The sequence below is a fragment of the Candidatus Enterococcus murrayae genome (assembly GCF_017315985.1).
GTDB lineage: Bacteria > Bacillota > Bacilli > Lactobacillales > Enterococcaceae > Enterococcus_A > Enterococcus_A murrayae.
Genome location: NZ_JAFLVR010000018.1, coordinates 85266 through 106703, shown reverse-complemented (window position 1 = coordinate 106703; position 21438 = coordinate 85266). Strand labels below are relative to the sequence as shown.

Genomic DNA, 21438 nt, shown 5'->3' with positions numbered 1-21438 from the left:
AGTAAAATCTCCTCTGGAAGGTGAAAAAATGAAATGCGAAATCATTCCCGAACGTTGTATTGCTTGTGGTTTATGCCAAACAATCGCTTCAGAAATTTTTGATTACACAGATGATGGTCTCGTTCTTTTTGTCGGCGAGCCTGGAGTAACTCATGAATTTATCCCTAAAGACCAGCAGGCTACAGTCATTGAAGCTGCCAAGCGCTGCCCGTCGCATGCTATACTATATCAGAAATAATAATAACACATATCAGCAAAAAAAATCTCAGACGCTTGGTCTGAGATTTTTTTAAGCACATTTATGCTGAATGATGTTGTGAAGTTAATGTTTTTTTTGATAGCCAAGGCAATAATTTTGCATGTAATACTAAGAAGACCGCACTGACGATTATTCCCTTCAAAATGTTAAATGGAACGATACCTACTAAAATATAGCGACCTAATCCCATCCCTAGCATTTGACCTGCAGAAAGTCCAAAGGCCTTTAAATAGAGTGGCGTGATCACAAAATAATTTGCAATGCTCATAAAAATCGTCATTGCTAAAATCCCTAATCCAAGACCCAATACTCGTTTCGAAGATGTTTTTTTTCTGAACATTAAGAATATCGGTAATGTATACAACGTTGATGCAAAGAAGCTGGCAAAATCTCCAATCATATTATCAATGGAAAAACCGCTCATAGTTAAATGTAGTAATGACCGAATAAACGCAGTAACGACTCCTGTTAATGGTCCAAAGATAAACATATTAATTAGGACTGGAATGTCACTAAAGTCTAACTTTAGAAAGGGAAACATTGGAACAATTGGAAATGCGATAAACTGTAAAATTAGTCCCATTGCTGCTGCTACTGCCACTGCTGTCATTTTTTGTAACCTTAAGTTCTTCATCTGAAATCCTCCGTTTCGGAATCATCTTCATCGAACTATTTGAGCGTTATTTTCCACAAAAAAACTCTATGCTTCAGAAAAAGCATAGAGTTACTTGAATTCAGACTCACTCAAATAAGCTCTATCTTCTTTATCCAGACTGTACTGTCGGTATCGGAATCAAACCGATTCGGCTGCTTACGCAGTTCGCGGACTATTACCGCCGGTCGGGATTTTCACCCTGCCCCTGAAGACGAACCTTAAATTATTTTTTTATTGTAAATTCACTATAACAATTTTACTATCAAAAAACAAGTAATTGATTTGGTTACCTTGCCTGGTTCATCAAAGTATTGATTTCCTTACTATTTAATCTGCGATACTCTCCTGGACGCAAGCCTTGCAAAGTTAAATCACCATAACGTTCACGCTTTAGCTTTTGAACAGGTAAACCAACTGCTGCTAACATATTTTTGACTTGGTGATTTCTACCTTCATGAATCGTTAACTCCACAATACTCGTCTCAGCTTTTTTATCCGTTGACAGAATTTCAAAACGAGCTGGTGCTGTTTTCTTGCCTTCAATTCGTATTCCCTTTGTTAAAGGTAATAAAGTTCTTTTCTCTGCATAACCCTTTACCTTCGCTACATAAACCTTATCAATTTGATGTTTGGGATGAGCTAATTTTTGTGAAAAATCTCCATCATTGGTTAAAAGTAAAATGCCAGATGTATCGTAATCTAATCGTCCTACTGGATAAATTCTTTCAGATACAGCAGAAAAATAATCCGTTACAACTTTTCGATTTTTATCATCAGCAACAGCAGAGATAACCCCACGAGGTTTGTAAAATAAATAGTAGACATGGTCCTCTTGATAGATTGGTACACCATCAACTTCCACAATATCTTTCTTACCAACCTTTGTTCCCAGTTCCTTGACAACTTCGCCATTTACCTTAACCCGCCCAACGGTGATATAATCCTCAGCTTTACGTCGTGACGCAATTCCCGCGTGCGCGATAACTTTTTGCAATCTCTCCATTATTGTTCATCCTCTTCTTTAAAGCGGTCATAGAATAGATCCAAAGGTTCATCCTCATCCGCTAAATCTTCTTCCATTTTTTGAACATCTGGTAATTCTTCCATATCTTTTAAACCAAAATAGTCCATGAAATAGGCACTTGTTCCATATAAGATCGCCCGACCTGGGCCATCCACACGTCCCTTTTCCTCAATTAATTGCCGAGCTACTAGCGTTTGGACAGCTCCACTTGATTGAACACCTCGAAGCTCGTCAATTTCTGAACGTGTTACAGGCTGTTTATAGGCAATAATCGAAAGTGTCTCTAAGGCTGCCTGGCTTAAACGATTAGCTATTGGAGATCGAGCAAATTCTTTTAGCAACGGAGCAAATTCTTTTTTTGTACTTAAAACAAAATGATTCCCCACCTCTAAAAGAGTAAGCGCGGAAGTTTCATTGCTCTCATAAGAATCCTTTAAATCAGTAATATTTTGATATATTTCTGGCATTGGCCTTTTCAAAGTAAAGGCCATTTCTTCTAGGCTTATTCCTTCTTCACCCACTACGAAAAGCATCGCTTCAACTTGACTTAATTGGTTCATACGACAGCTCCTTTAAATATTAAGATTGGTGCATAAGTTTCCTCTTGAGTCGCCGAAGCCTGTCCCTTTTTCATTAACTCTAAGAGAGCCATGAAAGTCGTAATCATTTCGTCTTTTGTATACTTAATAAAAAAAGACTCTAATGGTAATCCTTCAGACTCAGATAATTCTGCCAATCGTTGACCAATTTCACTTACCTTTTGATCAACAGTGATTGTTTCAGTAGTAACTGTCGTTTCTATCGGCTTATTCCGTTTCTTTCGTTGTAAAACATCATGCAGTGCTAAAAAAAGATCAATCGTATTTAATTGATTTTTTGGTAAAGGCAGAAGCTCATCTTCATATTCAGAAAGATCCATGGGCGCCTTAGTATAAAACAAACTTCTTTCTTCCTCTTTCTCCGACAAGACAGATGCCGCATATTTATACTTACGATATTCTAGCAATTGCTGGACTAAGGCTTCTCGGGGATCCTCTCCTTCTTCATCGTCATAGTCAAATTCTAGTTCTGGTTTTGGCAGCAGCATTTGACTTTTAATCGACATAAGTGTTGCGGCCATAACCAAGTACTCACCAGCCACTTCCAATTCTAAAGTTTTCATAGCATGAATAAAGTTCATATACTGCTCAGTTACCGCTGCTATGGGAATATCATATATATCAATTTCCAGCTGTTGGATCAAATGAAGCAGCAAATCCAACGGACCTTCAAATACATCTAACTTTAAACTAATTACTTCCATTTTTACCCTCGCTTATGCTCTTGCCATTTTGCTAAAAAAGCAGAGGTTGCTGGCGTTCCTATAATTTTTTGATTAGGATACATTGCTTGTAATTCATCCATCATAGCATAGCTGATCCCTTCGCCTCGGTAAGAAGGATTCAAGCTGATATCATGAAGGACAATTTCTTGATCTTCCAACTGGCTTACACCAATTACTCCTTGTACGTTATCAGATTTTTCATTGTAATAACAATAAAGTTGATAACGATCGTCTCCTTCATATGTATCAATCTCTTTTAGCAAATGCTGTTGATCCTTCAAACTTTCGTGAAAGCTTAAAAGCCCCATTGCAATTTTTCGTTGGTTTTTTCGATATTGAGTAAGCATTCTTTCTCCTCCTGTTAAGCACGCGGGAAAAACTCTTTATACACTTCTGTCATTCTTCGTTTAGTGATGTGAGTATAAATTTGTGTTGTAGATATATCGGCATGACCTAAAAGTTCTTGGACAGTTCGTAAATCTGCCCCATTTTCAAGTAAATGCGTCGCAAAACTATGTCTTAAAGTGTGAGGGGTAACATCTTTCATGATTTCTGCCTTGATAACATATTGCTTTAGATTCTTCCATATACCTTGGCGGCTCATTCCATGACCATGATTATTAACAAATAAGAAAATGTCATTCGGTGTTTTCTTAGTCAATAAAGGTCTAACCTCTGCAAGATAACGTTCTAACCAATGGATTGCATAATCTCCCAATGGAACAATTCGCTCTTTATCCCCTTTACCGACAGTTTGTAAGAGACCCATTTCTAAATGGATATCGCCAAGCTTTAATCCAATCAGCTCACTTACCCTCAACCCCGTCGCATACATCACTTCTAATATTGCCCGGTCACGAATTCCTAAATCAGTAGTGGTATCTGGTGCCGCAATTAAACGTTCTACTTCCGATAAAGAAAGTGTTTGGGGAAGCTTTTGAGCCTTTTTGGGGCTATCAATATGCTGCATTGGGTCGTGATCCGTATAACGTTCTTGACGCAAGAATTGATGAAAACGACGTAGGCTGGAAATCATTCGCGTAATTGTAGTAGACGCTTTACCGGCTTCAGTCAGACTTGTCAAAAAGGCCACGACTATGTATCGATCAACTGCTTGCCATTCAGCCACATTTTGATCATTCAAAAAAGACAAGTATTGTTGCAGGTCTCTTTGATAGCTGATCCGTGTATTTTCCGAAAGGCCGCGTTCAATCGATAAATAATGCAAATATTCTGTTATCTGTTCATCCATGTCCTCACCACTTTCGCTTTATCATAACAAAAAGTCCCTTGAAATGATAGCATGTATCTTTGCAAGGGACTATATAAATTAATACATTTTTAACTAGAAAACTCACGCATTCTTTTTTTCTTGACATGTTTGACAAATACCGTGGAATGTCAAACGATGATCCTTCACTAAAAAATGGTAGCGAGACTCTACCACTCGTTCCACATCTCCTAAAAGATCTTCTTCGATTTCCTCAATATTTCCACATTCAAGACACAAAAGGTGATGATGAAAATGCTCTGCACCTTCTTTGCGCAGATCGTATCGAGCCAATCCATCATCAAAACTGATTTTGTTTACAATATGCAGTTCAGTCAATATTTCTAAGGTACGATATACCGTCGCTAGGCCAATCTCAGGACTTTTCTTTTTCACTAGAAAATAAATTTCTTCAGCTGATAAATGATCTTTTTCATTTTCCAATAAAACGAGAACGGTTGCTTCACGCTGAGGTGTCAACTTGAATCCAGAATCATGAAGTTGCTTTTTAGTTTTTTGTAAGGCTAGGATTGCGTTCAAGAGAACCCTCCTCTATCTATTTTAGAATAATTGTAATTAACGGACAAAAACACTGCCGTTTTTCTTAGAATTATTATAGTTTATCACCTTTATTTATGCAAGAACATTCTCAATTAGCTCTTCAAATGAATCTCACCTTCAATTTGTTCGATCAATTTTTCCTTCAATAAATGGCCAATTGCACGTTTGAACTGCCCCTTGCTTATGCCAAAAGCTTCTTTGATTTCATCAGGTGCAGATTTATCCCAATATGGCAACTTATGCTCGTCATTTCTTTGCAGCATTGTTAAAATCATTGCGGCGTCATCGTTAATCATTTCATGGCTTCGAGGTTTTAATGACATATTTAAGACCCCGTCTGGTCGGACTCCAATAACACGTGCTTCTACAATTTCGCCTAGTCTAGGCTCTTGGTACCGTTCTGAAGGATGAATAAAACCAATATAAAAATCGTCTGTAATTAAATAAGAACCTACAACTTTCAATCGATAAATTGTTCCTTTTTTGTTTTCATTTTGCATTTCCGCATTTCCAATACGACTCAATGAATGAAAGATAGCTTCATCTGCTAATACGCCCCACATTCTATCTTTTTCATCAACGCGTAAACTAATCATTAATTGATCGCCTTTTTTTGGCCATAGCTCCTTCATACTAGGCATCTCGTCTAACGAAACTACCATATCCTTATCAGCTAATCCAATATTCACGAACACACCTAAATCGCGACGAACATCCGTAACTTCGCCAAAAGCATAGTGCCCGATTCGAACTTGTGGGATTTTTGTCGTGAAAATAGCGTCTCTTTTTTGATTCACATAGGCAAATCCTTCAACTGATTCACCTACTTCATGCGTTTCGCCTTCATCTTTTAATAATTGAAACGTAACACCATTCTTTTGTACCAAATACCTTTTTTCGTTTTCATCGATAATTAGTCCGGTAAAAACTTGTCCTAATAGTTCATTCATAATCATTACTCCTTATAAAAAATTGTCTTACATCATTATTAAAGCTGGGAAGACAGTATCTCCCCAGCCTCTATATGTTAATTTAATTTGGTCCATCACCTTTAAACCAACCTGTTTTACAGTTGATTGTTACCAAGTACATCGGCAAGTCTGAGTCCGAATATCCTTTTGTTAAGGAAGCTTGATTTGAAGTAGCATACAGATTATAGTATCCTTCACCATTTTCAACTTTTACTGGTTCTAAACTATAACCACCTTCAACAATATAACCACGCGAAATACAGGTTTGAATAACCTTTTCCTTAACTCCTGGAGCCCAAGCATACGCACTGCTGCTTGTGTCACCGACTTGATTATTATTACCAGTCGAAGAAGCCTTATTTTGCGCTTCCTGTGCAGCTCTTTCTTGCTCTTCTTTCTCTCGAGCAGCCTTCTCTGCAGCTGCCTTTTCCTCGGCAGCTTTTTTCTCTTTATCCTTCAGCGTTTGATCAACTTTGCTTAAATCATCTCTTTGTGACTGAACCAATGTTTGATTTGCAACTGCCTTAACAGCATTATTCGCTGTATTGTATTGGTCACGATTTACTGAATCAACTACATTTCCATCTTTCAATAAACCTTCAACAGCCTTTTTAGCAGTTTCAATCTTCGTATATTGTTCCTTGGCATTGTTAACAGCCTGATTCATCAAATCATCAAACTCTTTATCACCAGTATTAATTGATAGTTCCACTGGTTCAGCAGTGCTTAATAGTGGCTTTTCTGTGATTTTATCTCCATTAATCGCAACGCTTGTAAATAATTGATTGACTGATTGCTCAGCCTTTTGTTTTTCTACGAGCTCATTATATTCTTTTTTCAACTCATCATAACGTTTGTTGTCTTTATATCGAGACAATTCTTCATCAATTTTGCTAGTGTTGAGAGCGACTTTATCACTGGCAAGAAAAATTTGCTTATCATCCGTGTAATAGCTCGCAATACTATCTTCAATTGAGTCAAGCGCTTCATTTTCTTTCTTCACAGTTGCTATACGTTGAGCTTCAACTTCCTTTTCATGATGATAATAATAACCACCGCCTAAACCTAAAACCGCAATTGCTGTCAAAGTAATGTAAAGTTTCTTGCGATTTTTTTTGCGCGGCTCTTGAGGCTTATCAGAATCATCTAGCGAAATATTTTCCTCACCAGAATGCTCGACTGTTTCTTCTACATCCATATTCGCAGCCTCACTCTCTTTTGAAAGTTCAGGTGTCACTGGTTCGGTAGTTTCTGATAAAGTCTCTTCTTCAGCTACTACTGATTCTTCTGCTTCAGGGATATTTTTATCTGCAGGATCCTCTAGCTCTTCTTCTGGAACTGTTGAATCTTCAACACGATTTTGATCTTTTGCTTCTGAAAGATTATCTGCCTTTGTTTCCTCAATCTCATCGTTAACAGAGTCTGCTTCACTTGCATTCTCAGATTCATTTTTAGTTTCATCTTCATCATTAACTGATTTTTCCTGATCATCTTTATGCTCGCGAATATATTGTGCCAAAATCGGATTCATCTCAGGAGTTTCTTCAGTAGTTTCTTTTGAATTTTCTTCTTTCATCTTATCTTCATTATCCTTAAACATTTTTTGCACAGATTCAATAGGCATATCAGCTAATTCTGACCATTCTATCGTATCATTTTTTTCATTATTCTTTTCAATGTGTTCTTGATCGTTTAACTGTAATGAAAAGCCACACTTCGGACAAGTCGTGCATCCTTTGACTGGTTCAAAACCACAGTTAGGGCATTTTTGCAATGAAATCGGCTCCTTTTTTCAATCATATGCTTTAATCTATCATATGTTTAGGGATGTTCCAAGCAATTTTCGAGTGAATTAATCAAAAATAATAAATTCTATTTGGCTTTTGAGACATAAAAATCCCTTAGATTTTCAAATGCTCTCATTAGTTAGTACATCTTTCAACTAAAAAATACCTGCTCTCTACCTACATAAACATTATTCTACTTACTCTAGAAATAGAGAAAAAATCCCCGAGAAATATCTCGAGGATTGCAAAAAACTATTCTAGAAAATCTTTTAATTGTTTTGAACGTGATGGGTGACGTAATTTGCGCAATGCTTTCGCTTCTATCTGACGAATTCGTTCACGGGTAACTCCGAAGACTCGTCCGACCTCTTCCAAAGTACGTGTTCTGCCGTCATCTAACCCAAAACGTAAACGCAACACATTTTCTTCCCGATCAGTCAATGTATCTAAAACATCTTCTAATTGTTCTTTCAACATTTCAGAAGCCGCATGCTCAGCAGGACTGGTTGCTTCTTGATCTTCGATAAAATCACCTAAATGTGAATCATCTTCTTCACCAATCGGCGTCTCCAAAGAAACAGGTTCTTGAGCGATTTTCAAAATCTCACGAACTTTTTCTGTAGGTAAGTCCATTTCAGCACCAATTTCTTCTGGTGTTGGTTCGCGCCCTAAGTCTTGCAATAACTGACGTTGCACACGAATTAATTTATTGATCGTTTCCACCATATGGACAGGAATCCGAATTGTACGAGCTTGGTCAGCAATCGCACGTGTGATTGCTTGGCGAATCCACCAAGTCGCGTACGTTGAAAATTTAAATCCTTTGCGGTAATCAAATTTTTCAACAGCCTTCATCAATCCCATGTTTCCTTCTTGGATCAAATCTAAAAATTGCATTCCACGCCCAACATAACGTTTCGCAATACTTACAACTAAACGTAAGTTTGCTTCTGCTAAACGTTGCTTAGCTTCTTGATCTCCTTGTTCGATCAGCAAAGCAAGTTCAACTTCTTCTTCAGCAGTCAGTAATGAAACGCGTCCAATTTCTTTTAAATACATACGAACCGGGTCATTGATCTTGACACCAGTTGGGGCCGATAAATCTTCCTTTTGCGCGGCTTTTGCAGTTTCTTCATTCTGTTTCAAACTAGCTTTAGAAGGTTCACCATTTTCATCTACAACACTGACACCAGCATCCTCGACTTTTTGGATCAACTCATCCATTGCTTCTGCACCTAATTCATAAGGAGTGGCCAATCGATTCGTTAGCTCGTCATACACCGCTTGTCCCATTGGTTTCTTTTCCTTAATGAAGGCCGCTACAGCTTTTTCATACTCTTTTTTATTTTTTACATCTGCCATAAAATAAATGCCCCTTTCACTTCTAGGCTTGTTTTAACCGTTTCGTCAATTCGATAATCTGAACGGTCAATTCTAATTCCCTTTGCTGGTTTCCACTTTTTCTGGCCTCAAGCTGCTCTTTTTGTCGTTGTTTTATTTCTTCAGCAATGCCAGATTGGGAGATTACCCGCATCAAATCATAGATTTCTCGTTCATTACTATCTTCTGACATGGATATCATAGAGATGTCGATGGCTAACTGTTTCATCTCATTCTCTTTTAAATAGTTCAGGAAGTCGGCTAAAACAAAATTTCCATGAACCATCATATAACTATCTAAGTAAAGAAGCAATTCTTGATACTGATCATGAATAAATTGAAAATCTGTTTGAACTAATTGTTCACGAATCGAGGCTTCATTCATGCTGCGATACAATAACATACGTTCAGCCTTCTCTTCTTTGGTCAGTACTTTTTTTACTGGTTGCATCGGTATTTGAGAAACTGACGATTGCTTTTGCCGCCTCTCAGTGCGAAGCGTTTGACGAACCATCTGCAGCTGTTGCTTTAAGCTTTCTCTTGTTAAATGAAAATCGTTTGCTAACTGACCTAAATACATGTCTTGTTCAACGGGGGACTGGACCTTTGCCAAATCCTGCATCACAACATCTAAATAGTTCAACCGATCGGCTTCATTCTCTAAGTTCAATCCTTCTTTGCGATACTGCATCTTAAAAGCAAAAGGTGTTTGACGACCATGCTGCAATAAATTTTGTAGTTCAGCGACGCCATATTTCCGCAAATACTCATCCGGATCAAGCTTCTCTGGTACAGTAACAGTTACAAGATTTAAACGACTATGCGCATCTAAGATCGTTAATGCTCGATCTGTCGCAGCTTGTCCAGGGTCATCTCCATCGTATGCAATCACCACTTGACCAGTGACACGTTCAATCGCAGCAATCTGTTGTTCGGTCAAACTAGTTCCCATTGAAGCTAACCCAATCTTGATGTCCGCTTGCCAAGCAGCCAGTACATCCATAAACCCTTCAAATAGGATCGCTTCGCCTTGCTTACGGATTTCATTTCGCGCTTTGTCAAAATTGAATAGAACCTGCCGCTTGTTAAATAGCTCTGTTTCTGGAGAATTCAGATATTTTGGCTGGTCATCTCCAGAAAAATCTTTTGTTTTTAATAAACGGCCCGAAAAACCAATTGGCTTTCCCCGAAAATCATTTAAAGGAAACATGACTCGATGATAAAAGCGATCACTAAAACTGCCATCCTCACGGCGAATAAACAATCCGCTACGTTCCATCAAATCACTGCTCACCTTATCTTGCTGTGCAACTTGAACTAAAAAGTCTCTTTGACTTGGTGCAAAACCAATTTTGAACTCATTGATTAATTCATCGCTCAATCCACGTTCATGAAGATACTCCAACGCAGTTTCACCTACTTTGGTATTCATCAACAGATGATGGTACAAATCACGTGTACGTTCATGCAAAGCAATTAATTGCTGTTGTCCCGTAGTTGCCTGACTAGCAGGTTCACTAGAAAATTCGATACTTAAAGGAATTTGCTCTATATCAGCAACTTTTTTTACTGCTTCTGGAAAACTGATTCCTTCCAGCTCTTGTAAAAAGGTGTATACATTGCCTCCTTTGCCACAACCAAAACAATGGAATATCTGCTTATCTTCAGCGACCGAAAATGACGGAGTTTTCTCTTCGTGAAATGGACATAGTCCTAAATAATTTTTACCAGACTTTTTTAATTGAACGTATTGTCCGATAACTTCTACAATATTGGTTTTTTCACGAACCTCATCAATAACTTGTTGGGGAATTCTTTGCGCCAAAAACTTCACCCCAGTTCCTAAAAATATGATAACAGCCTTAAAAAATCGCCCTAATTCATCTTTCGATCAGCGCGATTTTTTTGACAAACTTATACAAGTATCATTTTAGCATATTTCTTTATTATTACAAGCTTTCTGCTCATTAAATTAACTATTTTGAAACCTTTGGAATAATGTAATATAGCGTTTATTCATTTGGACAATTTCAGCATAAAACATATTCCCCCCATTTTGATACAAATACCCGCCGTTATAAAATACTGATTGCATCTGCATGTAACGATACGTACGTTGTTGATCATTGCCGTATCCTGGCGACAATATATCTCGAGAATATTCCTCAGCTAGCTCTACATTGTTTTGACCACCGTGATCGTGGACATATTGAATATACTTCGTCCCAAAATTATACGCCTGAATGGCTGTATTAAGATCGCATCCGGCAGCTTTAGCCTGTCTGTAGCTTTCTGCAAAGTGTTTAACCCCGTTTTCAAGGCTTTCTTTTTGACTAATAATTTTTCCGCGGCTACCGTAGACACTCTCGGAACTTTGCATTAAGTCAGTCCCCTTGCCTTTTGATTCAGTATACATAATGGCTAAAATAACATCTGTATGATCCCCGACACCTGCTTGATCTGCTAAAGTCTGTACTTCGCTGCGGTAACTATTTACTGTTTTTGTATATTTATATGTTCGAACTGCAAAAATTCCTCCTGCTAAGAGAAATGCAAGAATTACAAATGTAATAATTATTTTCAAAAATTTCCCGATCATTTTCAACATAAAATCTGCCCATCTATCTTCTTTTTTCTTTATCCATACTACAAGAATCTACTAAACTTTTAAAAGCATAAATCGACAGCTTTATATTTAATTAATCATTCTAAAGTTTTCATTTCATCGTATAATTAAATTAATGTGCAAGACTTAAAAAAATCGTTATACTTATGTCTGGTAGGTGATGTTGTGAAAAATGAAAAGAAAATTGCTCAAATGAGTGATGGTTCAGAAATTTATTATGAGAAATACGGACAAGGTCCCGCACTTTTTTTACTTCACGGTAACGGCGGCAGCGGAAGATACTTTTCGAAACAGCTAAATAGTTTCAGTAAACATTTTAGTGTTTATGTCGTGGATAGTCGCGGACATGGACGTTCGACCAATACGCAAAAAGAAACAAGTTTTCAATTGATGGCTAACGACCTTGCTGCAATTATGATGTTGGAAAACATCGACCATGCCGACCTTCTGGGCTTTAGCGACGGTGCCAACTTAGCAATGGTTTTTGCACGTCTTTACCCTGAGAAAGTTGTACATTTGATTTTAAATGCTGGAAATACGGTGCCTAGCGGAGTGCGAACCATTCCACATCTTTTAAGCTATGTGCAATACGCCATCGTGTGGATAGGAGCGTTTGTCGATACAGGTATGCGCAATTTTCTGCCGATTCTACGTTTGCTGTTCCGAGATATTGGTCTTTCAACGGAAGATTTAAATCAAATTCAAGCACCCACTCTGGTTATTGTCGGAAAACACGATTCTATTAAAACGCAACATTCCATGTATCTTGCCCGCTCGATTCCAAATGCAAGTTTTGCAATTGTTTCAGGGCAAGGTCATATGTTTGCACGAAGAAATCCAAAACGCTTCAACCAAGAGGTGCTACAATTTCTAATCAACGAGGAGTGATTTGATGGTTAAGCTAGCAGCATGGTTTAAAGCACACATAAATAAGTTCAAAACAATTTTTTTAATTTCAGTTATTATTATCGTCATATTTGAACTATCAAGTATTGCAAAAACAATCTCTTTCGATCAGCTATCAACCATTTTTAGCAAGATCAATAGTTGGAATATCCTATTGATGGCATTGATTGGACTGATTTCGGTTACACCAATGATTGGCTATGATTTTACTTTAAATCGTATTTTGGAACAAAAACCAAAAAAGAGATATATTTTTGAGACTAGCTGGTTAGTTAACACATTGAATAATATTGCTGGTTTTGGTGGTTTTATTAGCGCAGGATTGCGTTCTGAATTCTATGGAAAACAGTCTTCTGGAAAAAAAGTCATCCAAGCCTTGTCAAAAATTTTAGTGTTTACTATGTCCGGCTTATCTATTTATGCATTAATTTCTTTTCTCTTAGTAATGTTTGATGACCATAATCAGTATTTGCGTCAATATTGGATTTGGTTAATCGGAGGCGGCTTGTACTTTCCAATCGTTTTTTGCCTTAGCTTGTTTGGCAAAGGTGAATACCTTGGTGATTTAAAGGGAGCACATCGCCTAGAATTGATTGGAACATCCTTGCTAGAATGGACAGGAGTATTGATAAGCTTCCTCTCTACTGGTCTTTTAATGGGAATCGATGTCAATATCCGCGAAGTTGTTCCGTTATTTATTGCAGCTACAGTTATTGGAATAGCCTCAATGATCCCAGGAGAACTTGGCAGTTTTGACCTAATGATGATCATTGGTTTGTCCGCATTAGGCACTCCAAGAGAAACGGTAGTCGCATGGTTGTTATTATTTAGGCTTTTTTATTATGTAATTCCCTTTGCTATTGGTTTGATTTTATTTTTCAAAAACCTTGGTACAACGATCAACACACGTTACAAAGGTATTCCAGTCAGCCTTTTGAGGGAGCTGGCTCATAAACTTGAAGGTCTTCTGCTCTATTTTACGGGCATCATGTTAGTATTGTCCGCGACTATTCCTGAAGCATTTATACGCCTGCCATTCCTGCAGCGTTTGAATCCGATTCATTCCCGTGTAATCGTTGTTTTTCCAGCAATCTTATTAGGTTTTTTATTGATTATTTCTGGCAGAGGAATCTCAGCACGAGTTAAGCGAGCGTATATTCCTACGATCATTATCGTAACGTTTACCTTCCTCTATTCTTTACTAGCTGGCTTCCGTATTTCCACTGGGATTTTTCTTGCTCTATTATTGCTATTTGTTATTTTTTCAAAAAACGAACTATTTAGAGAGCAACTTGTTTATTCTGCAGAATGGTTGACAATTGATGGAATTATTATGGGCGGTTTAGCAGTTTTATACATTATTATTGGTGTATATAATAGTCCAAAAATCCATCATCGCCATCGTTTACCTGAGTTTTTCTTGTTTCCCAGCGAACAAATTTGGATTGTTGGTTTTGTGGCGATTTTGATTGTTTCTTTCATCATCCTCTTATTGATCCGTTTCTTGAAAAATAGACGGGTCCAAGTTGGCGATGACTTGGATGAGCAACGGATTCAACACATATTAGAGACTTATGGTGGTAATTCTGATAGTCAACTAGTTTTTCTCAAGGATAAGAAGGTCTTCTATTATAATAGCGGAGAGGAAGATACGGTCTTCTTCCAATTATCCACCTTCAACAATAAGATTTTGATAATGGGAGATCCTTCTGGGAAAAAGGATGATTTTGAAGCTGCTACAGAAGCATTGATTAATGAGGTTGATCGATACAATTATTTACCAGTCTTTTATGAAAACAGCGAAGAAATGGTCATGATTCTTCATGAGTTCGGTTATGACTTTATTAAATTCGGCGAACGAGCACACGTTCATTTACCGGATTTTACGTTAAGTGGAAAGAGGATGAAGGGGCAACGAGCAAGTTTCAATAAGGTGATTAAAGAAGGCTATCAATTCGATGTTATCAAGCCGCCATTTTCTTTCAATACCATGGAAGCGTTGAAGGCCGTATCTGATGAGTGGTTAAACGGACGTAAAGAAAAAGGCTTTTCTCTTGGTTTTTTCTCAGAAGAGTATCTGCAACGTGCACCAATCGCAATTATTAAAAATCAACAGCAAGAAATCGTAGCATTCGCCAATTTTATGCCAACTTATACTGATAATGTTGGAACGATCGATTTGATGCGTCATAGTCCTGAAAAAGCACCCAGTGGAACGATGGATTTTCTTTTTATCAACCTTTTTCAATATATGCGTGATGAAATGGGAATTGAATACTTTGATCTAGGAATGGCTCCCTTAGCCAACGTTGGAACCTCTCGTAAAAGTTTTACCCAAGAACGAATCGCATACTTAGTTTATAATTTTGGTTCACGCTTTTATTCATTTGGGGGACTAAAAGAATATAAGGATAAATATGCGAATGAATGGGTTCCTGAATATGTTTTATACTCGCGTGACAGCTGGATCGGCTATGTTATGATTGCTTTACTAATTACTGATAATGCACCAATCCAAGGTGAAAAAAAATATCAAGGTTTTCGTCGTTTTATTTTCAGGGACTAGAAAATCTCCAATTATGAACCAATTTATTCTTGACAAGACCAAACAATCCCTCTAGAATAAACCACAATATAAAACTAATCAGTTTGGAGCGTTTTTATTATGAATCAATTAATCTCTGGACAACTGAATAATTTTTACTTTAGCTATTTTAGATAAGTTTGTATTCATATTTCGTGGATACAAACACTTGAGTTTGTATCTATGATGGCTAAAGCGATTAAAGCTGACTTTTTGCCACGTAGATGAGAATCTATTGTGGCTTTTTATTTTCGTATCACGGAGCCCATTGTAGATTTTCAAATCTATAATGGGCTTTTTCTATTATCTCGGTTAGCAAATACAAAAAATTGGAGGAATTTTTATGAATACTGTACCAAAAATTATGATTCAATCAGATGGTCTTAAAGCAATCGGCAGTTACGCTGCTTCACTGTGGAAAAAGAAAAAAATTGTCTTGATCAGCGATAAAGAATCCTTCGATACTTACGGCACACAAATACTTCAATACCTAACAATCTTTGGTTTCGAAGTACATTCATTGATTTTAAATGAGGTTCTCTATACAACAAATACCGCAAACCTAGTTTACAGTTTCTTAACCAATCAAAAAATGACCAAAACAGATGGAATAATTGGTTTGGGTAATGAAGCAGTTTGCCAATTAAGCGGCTATGTTTCTGCGACCTACCACGGGGGGATCTCGTTAATTCAGATACCAACTACTTTGTTCAGTCAGCTTACAATCGCTAAACAAAAACAAGCCTGCTTATTAAACGTAGCAGCAAGACACTTGCAACTGGTAACGACTCAACTTGATGGTGTTATAATCGACACGAATATAAGTGCTATAGTATCTCAAGAAGAACTAATTTCCATACAGACTTTTTTACTTAATTTAGGACTTTCACAAGATAGTAAATGTCGGTGCGAGTTAAGAAAAAAAGCTCGTATTTATGATCACCAATTGAATTACAAAGAAATACTTGATTCATTGCCCTCTAATCTTCCTATAGGAAAAAAGATGTATTTACGATCTGAAAAACAAGTAATAAACAGTCGAGCACTCTCACTCTTCAAGTCCCATCCAATTTCCTAAAAAATAAAGAGTCTAGGATAAAAAATCCTAGACTCCCTTTCAAAACGTGTATAACAAAACAAAAGGTATCACTCTTTTTGCAATAGTTCGTTCGTTTCAGATAAGATAAATTCTTTCCAGACTTCCTCTCCTCGGGAGTCTTCAAGCGGAGTATCCCCTTTTGCCTTGACACAGACAGCATATCCAGGTCGTACTAAATCATCCAAAACGACTTTTTCAACGACAATCCGATGGGTCCAATCACAACCGAAATCGTAAATGTATTCAATTTTTACACCTTTTTGGAAATCTTCATCAATCAATCGCTGTTCTTCTGAAAATTGCGGCATTTCTAAATCATCCGGACCAATCATTTTCGTACGATCTACAAAGAAACTATGAAGATGCCTGTCTTCCCACCCAAATGCAATTTGCAAAATCCTGTGTAAGCGTTCATACGTTATACCTGAAGGAATCTGCAGTCTTCGCCAAATTGGGGGTTTGTATCCTTTTAAATCTACTCGAACAAAGTAGCTTGTTACTTCGTTTTTATTTTTTTGCCCAGGAAACTTTAAAATATTATTAGGGATATTCTTTTGTGGTGGCTCTTCAAGATTGTAGTGTTCAACATTATAAGGATCTTCTACTTCGAAATTCCCCTCACGCCACTCATCCATAATGGCCAACTTCGTCTTCGACCAATAATTGGGATTACTCATACGAGTAAGAAAAGCTGTCTTATTGAGGTAAATAAAATATTGCATGTCTTTGCATTGTTCTTCAGTTATTATTTTTTCGTGATATAGAGCACTATAAAGATCAAGTAAAATTTGATAAGCATAAAAACTCTCATCAATAAATAGCGGCATATGCTTTGGTATATGATGAATCAAAGCATCCTTAACAACTGCTTCATCCAATAATTTGTTGCTCAGCTTTCCCTTATCGATAAAGCTCAAGAAAAATTCTACTGTGCGAACAAGGCCATCTGGTTCAGCGAGTCCTCCAGCAATAAAGTAATGCATCATATCTCTGGTCATCCGATCAAACAATTTGTCCAACTTATCCATGCGAACCTCCTTCAACACAAATTCTCTTCTTAATAATAGTAAAAGAAAAAAGGGATTCAATCAATACTGAATTGACTGAACCCCTGAGTTTATTTTTTTCCACCGAAGGCATCTTTTACTTTACCAAAAAAACCTTCTTCCTTTTGTTCACTAACAACTTGTCCGCCAGCTTCCGCAAATGCGCGCAAAGCTTCACGTTGCTTATCATTTAAGTTTTTAGGTGTAATAATTTTCACTGTTACTTGTTGATCGCCATTCGTATTTCCACGAAGTCTCGGTGCACCTTTGCCGCGAAGTCTAAATTTAGCTCCCGTTTGTGTTCCAGCGGGGACTTTTAGTTTCACGTCTCCATGAACAGTTGGTACATTGATCTCATCGCCTAAAGCCGCTTGCACAAAGCTCAACGGCAATGTGTAATAAATCTCCGCGCCATCACGATCAAAGATATCGCTCTGTTTCACCTTGAAGACCACATAAAGATCACCATAAGGTCCACCGTTAATTCCCGCTTCCCCTTGATCTGCTAGACGCATTTGTTGTCCGTCTTCAACGCCAGCAGGCACCTTTACTTTAACTGTGTGTGGTCGTTTTTCGTGTCCAGAACCATGACATGTTGGACAAGGGTCTTTGATTTCTTTCCCAGTACCATGACAAACATCACATGTTTGGCGGCTCATTACACGGCCAAGCGGTGTTTGATGCTCTACATTGATTGATCCAGAGCCATGACATTTATGACAAACTTCTGGTTGCGTGCCAGGTTTTGCTCCGTTTCCGTTACATGTATGACATGTTTCTTCACGATTATATTTGATGTCCTTCTCCACACCAAAAATAGCTTCTTCGAATTCCAGATTGATTGAATATTGTAGATCAGAACCTTGTCTAGGTGCCTTAGGGTCCGCTTGACGCGCACCTCCGCCTCCAAAAAACGATTCAAAGATATCTTCAAATCCAAAACCGCCTGCTCCGCCAAAGCCACCAGCGCCACCGAAACCGCCTGCGCCACCAGCACCAAAATTCGGATCCGTGCCAGCATGTCCATACTGATCATAAGCTGCTCTTTTCTGTGGATCGCTTAAAATTTCATAAGCCTCCGAAATTTCTTTAAACTTCTCTTCAGCATCGGCTTCTTTATTAATATCCGGATGGTACTGTTTGGAAAGCTTGCGGTATGCTTTTTTAATTTCATCATCCGAAGCGCCTTTTTGTACCCCAAGGACTTCGTAATAATCCCGTTTTGTAGCCATTGGCTTCCCTCCATAATTTCATAGAATCGTTAGTATTGTATCACAATCGTATTAGATACGATACTTTTCTTAGATTTTTTCTGTGATGCCGACCTTACAAACAAGTTTTTGAGTGATAGTCAGACGTTTCCACTTATCACTCTAAAGCTAAACGAGTTCGAAAAGCATTTATAAAGTTAGCAATCATTTTCGAAAGAAAAAAGGCCAAAGTGATGACTTTGGCCTTTATCAACGAATCAATTATTTGTCGTCATCGTTAACTTCTTCAAAATCAGCATCCACGACATCATCCGCGCCGCCTTGAGCTGCGTTTGGATCAGCCTCTGCTTGTTGTTGTGCTGCTTGTTCATAAAGTTTAACCGTTAAGTTTTGTACGATTTCATTCAAAGCATCACGTTTTTCTTTCATTTGTTCAATATCGTTTACTTCAACCGCTGCTTTTAGTTCATCTCTAGCATCTTCAGCCTTCTTAACTTCATCAGCGTCAACTTTTCCTTCTAATTCTTTCAATGTTTTATCAACAGAGAACAATAGAGCGTCAACGTCATTACGTAGGTCTACTTCTTCTTTACGAGCTTTATCAGCATCCGCATTTGCTTCAGCATCTTTCACCATACGTTCGATTTCATCGTCTGATAAACCAGATGAAGACTTGATCGTGATTTTTTGCTCTTTCTGTGTTCCTAGGTCTTTCGCAGATACATTTACGATACCGTTTTTGTCGATATCAAATGTAACTTCGATTTGAGGGATTCCACGAGGTGCAGCTGGAATATCGGTTAATTGGAAACGACCTAATGTTTTATTGTCAGCAGCCATTGGACGTTCACCTTGTAACACGTGAATGTCTACAGCAGGTTGGTTATCAGCAGCTGTTGAGAATACTTGTGATTTGCTTGTAGGGATCGTTGTGTTGCGATCAATCAGTTTAGTGAACACGCCACCCATTGTTTCAATACCTAATGATAATGGAGTTACGTCTAGTAAGACAACGTCTTTAACATCCCCAGTGATAACGCCACCCTGAATTGCAGCTCCCATAGCAACTACTTCATCTGGGTTAACCGATTTGTTAGGTTCTTTGCCAGTTTCTTTACGTACAGCTTCAACAACTGCCGGAATACGAGTAGAACCACCGACTAAAATAACTTCGTCGATATCAGATTGAGATAAGCCGGCATCTTTCAACGCTTGACGGACCGGAGCTTTAGTACGTTCAACTAAGTCAGCAGTGATCTCATCGAATTTCGCACGAGAAAGTGTTGTTTCTAAATGCAATGGACCAGCATCGCCTGCAGTGATAAATGGTAAGCTAATTTGAGTTGAGCTAACACCGGATAAGTCCTTTTTCGCTTTTTCAGCAGCGTCTTTCAAACGTTGCATAGCCATTTTATCTTTAGATAAATCAATGCCGTTTGCTTGTTTGAAATCAGCAACTAAGTAATCAATGATCTTATTATCAAAGTCATCTCCACCTAGGCTGTTATCTCCTGCAGTTGATAATACATCGAAGACCCCGTCTCCTAATTCAAGAATAGAAACGTCGAAAGTACCACCACCAAGGTCAAATACTAAGATTTTTTCATCTTTATCTGTTTTATCTAAGCCGTAAGCTAAAGCTGCCGCAGTTGGTTCATTGACGATCCGTTCAACTTCTAAACCAGCGATTTTACCAGCGTCTTTTGTTGCTTGACGTTGTGAGTCATTGAAGTAAGCAGGCACAGTGATAACTGCTTTTTCAACTTTTTCCCCTAAGTAATCTTCAGCGAAACCTTTGATGTATTGTAATACCATCGCAGAAATTTCTTGCGGTGTATAGTTTTTGCCGTCTGCTTCTACTTTATATCCAGCTTCTCCCATGTGACGTTTGATTGATGAAATCGTATGTGGGTTTGTAACTGCTTGACGTTTTGCTACTTCACCGACTTGGATTTCGCCATTTTTAAATGAAACAACAGATGGTGTTGTACGATTTCCTTCTGGATTTGTAATAATTTTAGCTTCTCCGCCTTCTAAGACAGCGACTGCTGAGTTAGTTGTACCTAAGTCAATACCGATAATTTTACTCATAGTTGAAAATCTCCTTTTTCATATATGTTTAGTTTAATTAGATGTTTATTATTGAGCTACGATCACCATTGCTGGACGCAACACGCGATCGTGAAGTTGGTACCCTTTTTGTAATACATTGACGATTGTATCAGCTTTATGATCATCATCTGCTGGTACAGTTTGAACTGCTTGATGCAGATTAGGATCAAAGCTTTCGCCTTCAGCCTTGATTTCTGTAATTCCTTCTTCTTTCAAGGCAACCGTCAAACTCTCAAGAACCATTTCAACACCTTTTTTCAGGCTGGCACCTTGATCGTCTGTTACTTCGGTCGCCAAGGCTCTTTCTAAGTTGTCGATCGAGGTCAATAATTTCTTTCCAAGATCTTGTGAACGGTAACGAACTAATTGTTCTCGTTCGTTTTTGTTGCGGTTAGACATATTCGCGATCTCAGCACGAGCTCGTAAGAACTTATCTTCCATTTCATTGAACTTTTTGGTCAATTCTTCTACCTCTGAAATTTCTGGGATGTCGATTTCTTCCGCTTCAATTTCTGCTGATTCGTTTTCTACAACTTTATCTGTTGTTTCATTGTCCTCAGCTTTAGTTTTTTCTACTTCTTCTTGTTTCTTTTCTTCTGCCACTACGCCTACTCCCTTTCTCT

General features: G+C 37.9%; 20 protein-coding genes and 1 riboswitch. Of the genes, 4 read left to right on the top strand and 16 right to left on the bottom strand.

Annotation, left to right across the window (positions count from 1 at the left end):
- Nucleotides 1–28 precede the first annotated feature (28 nt).
- Nucleotides 29–238: a ferredoxin gene (locus tag JZO85_RS07870; protein ID WP_207107954.1), complete on the top strand. Its 210-nt coding sequence runs from the start codon at nt 29–31 to the stop codon at nt 236–238.
- Between the two features lie 61 nt (nt 239–299).
- Here JZO85_RS07870 and JZO85_RS07865 read toward each other — a convergent pair whose 3' ends face one another.
- The 12 genes from JZO85_RS07865 to JZO85_RS07810 all read right to left on the bottom strand — a co-directional run bounded on the left by JZO85_RS07865 (nt 300) and on the right by JZO85_RS07810 (nt 11839).
- Nucleotides 300–893 (bottom strand): ECF transporter S component, encoded by a 594-nt coding sequence (locus tag JZO85_RS07865; RefSeq protein WP_207107953.1) that lies wholly within the window; start codon nt 891–893, stop codon nt 300–302.
- A 119-nt stretch (nt 894–1012) separates the two neighbouring features.
- A riboswitch (FMN riboswitch) is annotated at nt 1013–1131 on the bottom strand.
- A 69-nt stretch (nt 1132–1200) separates the two neighbouring features.
- On the bottom strand, nt 1201–1917 hold the full coding sequence (locus JZO85_RS07860) for a pseudouridine synthase (RefSeq protein ID WP_207107952.1): 717 nt from the start codon (nt 1915–1917) through the stop codon (nt 1201–1203).
- A complete protein-coding gene (gene scpB / locus JZO85_RS07855) occupies nt 1917–2498 on the bottom strand; it encodes an SMC-Scp complex subunit ScpB (protein ID WP_207107951.1) in 582 nt (193 codons plus the stop codon). The genes JZO85_RS07860 and scpB overlap by 1 nt, the downstream gene beginning before the upstream one ends.
- The gene (locus JZO85_RS07850) at nt 2495–3241 is read right to left on the bottom strand and encodes a segregation/condensation protein A (protein WP_207107950.1); all 747 of its coding nucleotides are present in this window, start codon (nt 3239–3241) and stop codon (nt 2495–2497) included. The genes scpB and JZO85_RS07850 overlap by 4 nt, the downstream gene beginning before the upstream one ends.
- A 2-nt stretch (nt 3242–3243) precedes the next feature.
- Entirely contained in the window at nt 3244–3609 is a 366-nt protein-coding gene (locus JZO85_RS07845) for a GNAT family N-acetyltransferase (protein WP_207107949.1), read from the bottom strand.
- 14 nt (nt 3610–3623) lie between these two features.
- Entirely contained in the window at nt 3624–4514 is an 891-nt protein-coding gene (gene xerD, locus JZO85_RS07840; protein WP_207107948.1) for a site-specific tyrosine recombinase XerD, read from the bottom strand.
- Between the two features lie 102 nt (nt 4515–4616).
- Entirely contained in the window at nt 4617–5072 is a 456-nt protein-coding gene (gene fur / locus JZO85_RS07835; RefSeq protein ID WP_207107947.1) for a ferric iron uptake transcriptional regulator, read from the bottom strand.
- 113 nt (nt 5073–5185) lie between these two features.
- A complete protein-coding gene (locus JZO85_RS07830) occupies nt 5186–6043 on the bottom strand; it encodes a CvfB family protein (RefSeq protein WP_207107946.1) in 858 nt (285 codons plus the stop codon).
- An 82-nt stretch (nt 6044–6125) separates the two neighbouring features.
- Complete coding sequence (locus tag JZO85_RS07825; RefSeq protein ID WP_207107945.1) at nt 6126–7838, bottom strand: cell division site-positioning protein MapZ family protein; 1713 nt, start codon at nt 7836–7838, stop codon at nt 6126–6128.
- 265 nt (nt 7839–8103) lie between these two features.
- Nucleotides 8104–9213, bottom strand: coding sequence for an RNA polymerase sigma factor RpoD (rpoD, locus tag JZO85_RS07820; RefSeq protein WP_207107944.1), 1110 nt, complete (start codon nt 9211–9213; stop codon nt 8104–8106).
- A 22-nt stretch (nt 9214–9235) separates the two neighbouring features.
- A complete protein-coding gene (dnaG, locus tag JZO85_RS07815; protein WP_207107943.1) occupies nt 9236–11056 on the bottom strand; it encodes a DNA primase in 1821 nt (606 codons plus the stop codon).
- Between the two features lie 147 nt (nt 11057–11203).
- A complete protein-coding gene (locus tag JZO85_RS07810; protein ID WP_207107942.1) occupies nt 11204–11839 on the bottom strand; it encodes a lysozyme family protein in 636 nt (211 codons plus the stop codon).
- Between the two features lie 183 nt (nt 11840–12022).
- Between JZO85_RS07810 and JZO85_RS07805 the strand changes: the two genes are divergently transcribed.
- The 3 genes from JZO85_RS07805 to JZO85_RS07795 all read left to right on the top strand — a co-directional run bounded on the left by JZO85_RS07805 (nt 12023) and on the right by JZO85_RS07795 (nt 16425).
- A complete protein-coding gene (locus tag JZO85_RS07805) occupies nt 12023–12745 on the top strand; it encodes an alpha/beta fold hydrolase (protein ID WP_207107941.1) in 723 nt (240 codons plus the stop codon).
- A gap of 4 nt (nt 12746–12749) precedes the next feature.
- Nucleotides 12750–15329 (top strand): bifunctional lysylphosphatidylglycerol flippase/synthetase MprF, encoded by a 2580-nt coding sequence (mprF, locus tag JZO85_RS07800; RefSeq protein WP_207107940.1) that lies wholly within the window; start codon nt 12750–12752, stop codon nt 15327–15329.
- A gap of 361 nt (nt 15330–15690) precedes the next feature.
- On the top strand, nt 15691–16425 hold the full coding sequence (locus JZO85_RS07795) for a hypothetical protein (protein WP_207107939.1): 735 nt from the start codon (nt 15691–15693) through the stop codon (nt 16423–16425).
- Between the two features lie 68 nt (nt 16426–16493).
- On the opposite strand, the gene JZO85_RS07790 is transcribed toward JZO85_RS07795, so the two are convergent.
- From JZO85_RS07790 to grpE, 4 genes are all read right to left on the bottom strand, one after another.
- Nucleotides 16494–17474 carry a plasmid pRiA4b ORF-3 family protein gene (locus tag JZO85_RS07790; RefSeq protein ID WP_207107938.1) on the bottom strand — a complete coding sequence of 327 codons (981 nt, stop codon included), beginning with the start codon at nt 17472–17474 and terminating at the stop codon, nt 16494–16496.
- An 89-nt stretch (nt 17475–17563) separates the two neighbouring features.
- The gene (gene dnaJ / locus JZO85_RS07785) at nt 17564–18724 is read right to left on the bottom strand and encodes a molecular chaperone DnaJ (RefSeq protein ID WP_207107937.1); all 1161 of its coding nucleotides are present in this window, start codon (nt 18722–18724) and stop codon (nt 17564–17566) included.
- Nucleotides 18725–18964: 240 nt separating this feature from the next.
- Entirely contained in the window at nt 18965–20794 is a 1830-nt protein-coding gene (dnaK, locus tag JZO85_RS07780) for a molecular chaperone DnaK (protein ID WP_207107936.1), read from the bottom strand.
- A 48-nt stretch (nt 20795–20842) separates the two neighbouring features.
- Nucleotides 20843–21418 (bottom strand): nucleotide exchange factor GrpE, encoded by a 576-nt coding sequence (gene grpE, locus JZO85_RS07775; RefSeq protein WP_207107935.1) that lies wholly within the window; start codon nt 21416–21418, stop codon nt 20843–20845.
- Nucleotides 21419–21438: the final 20 nt, after the last annotated feature.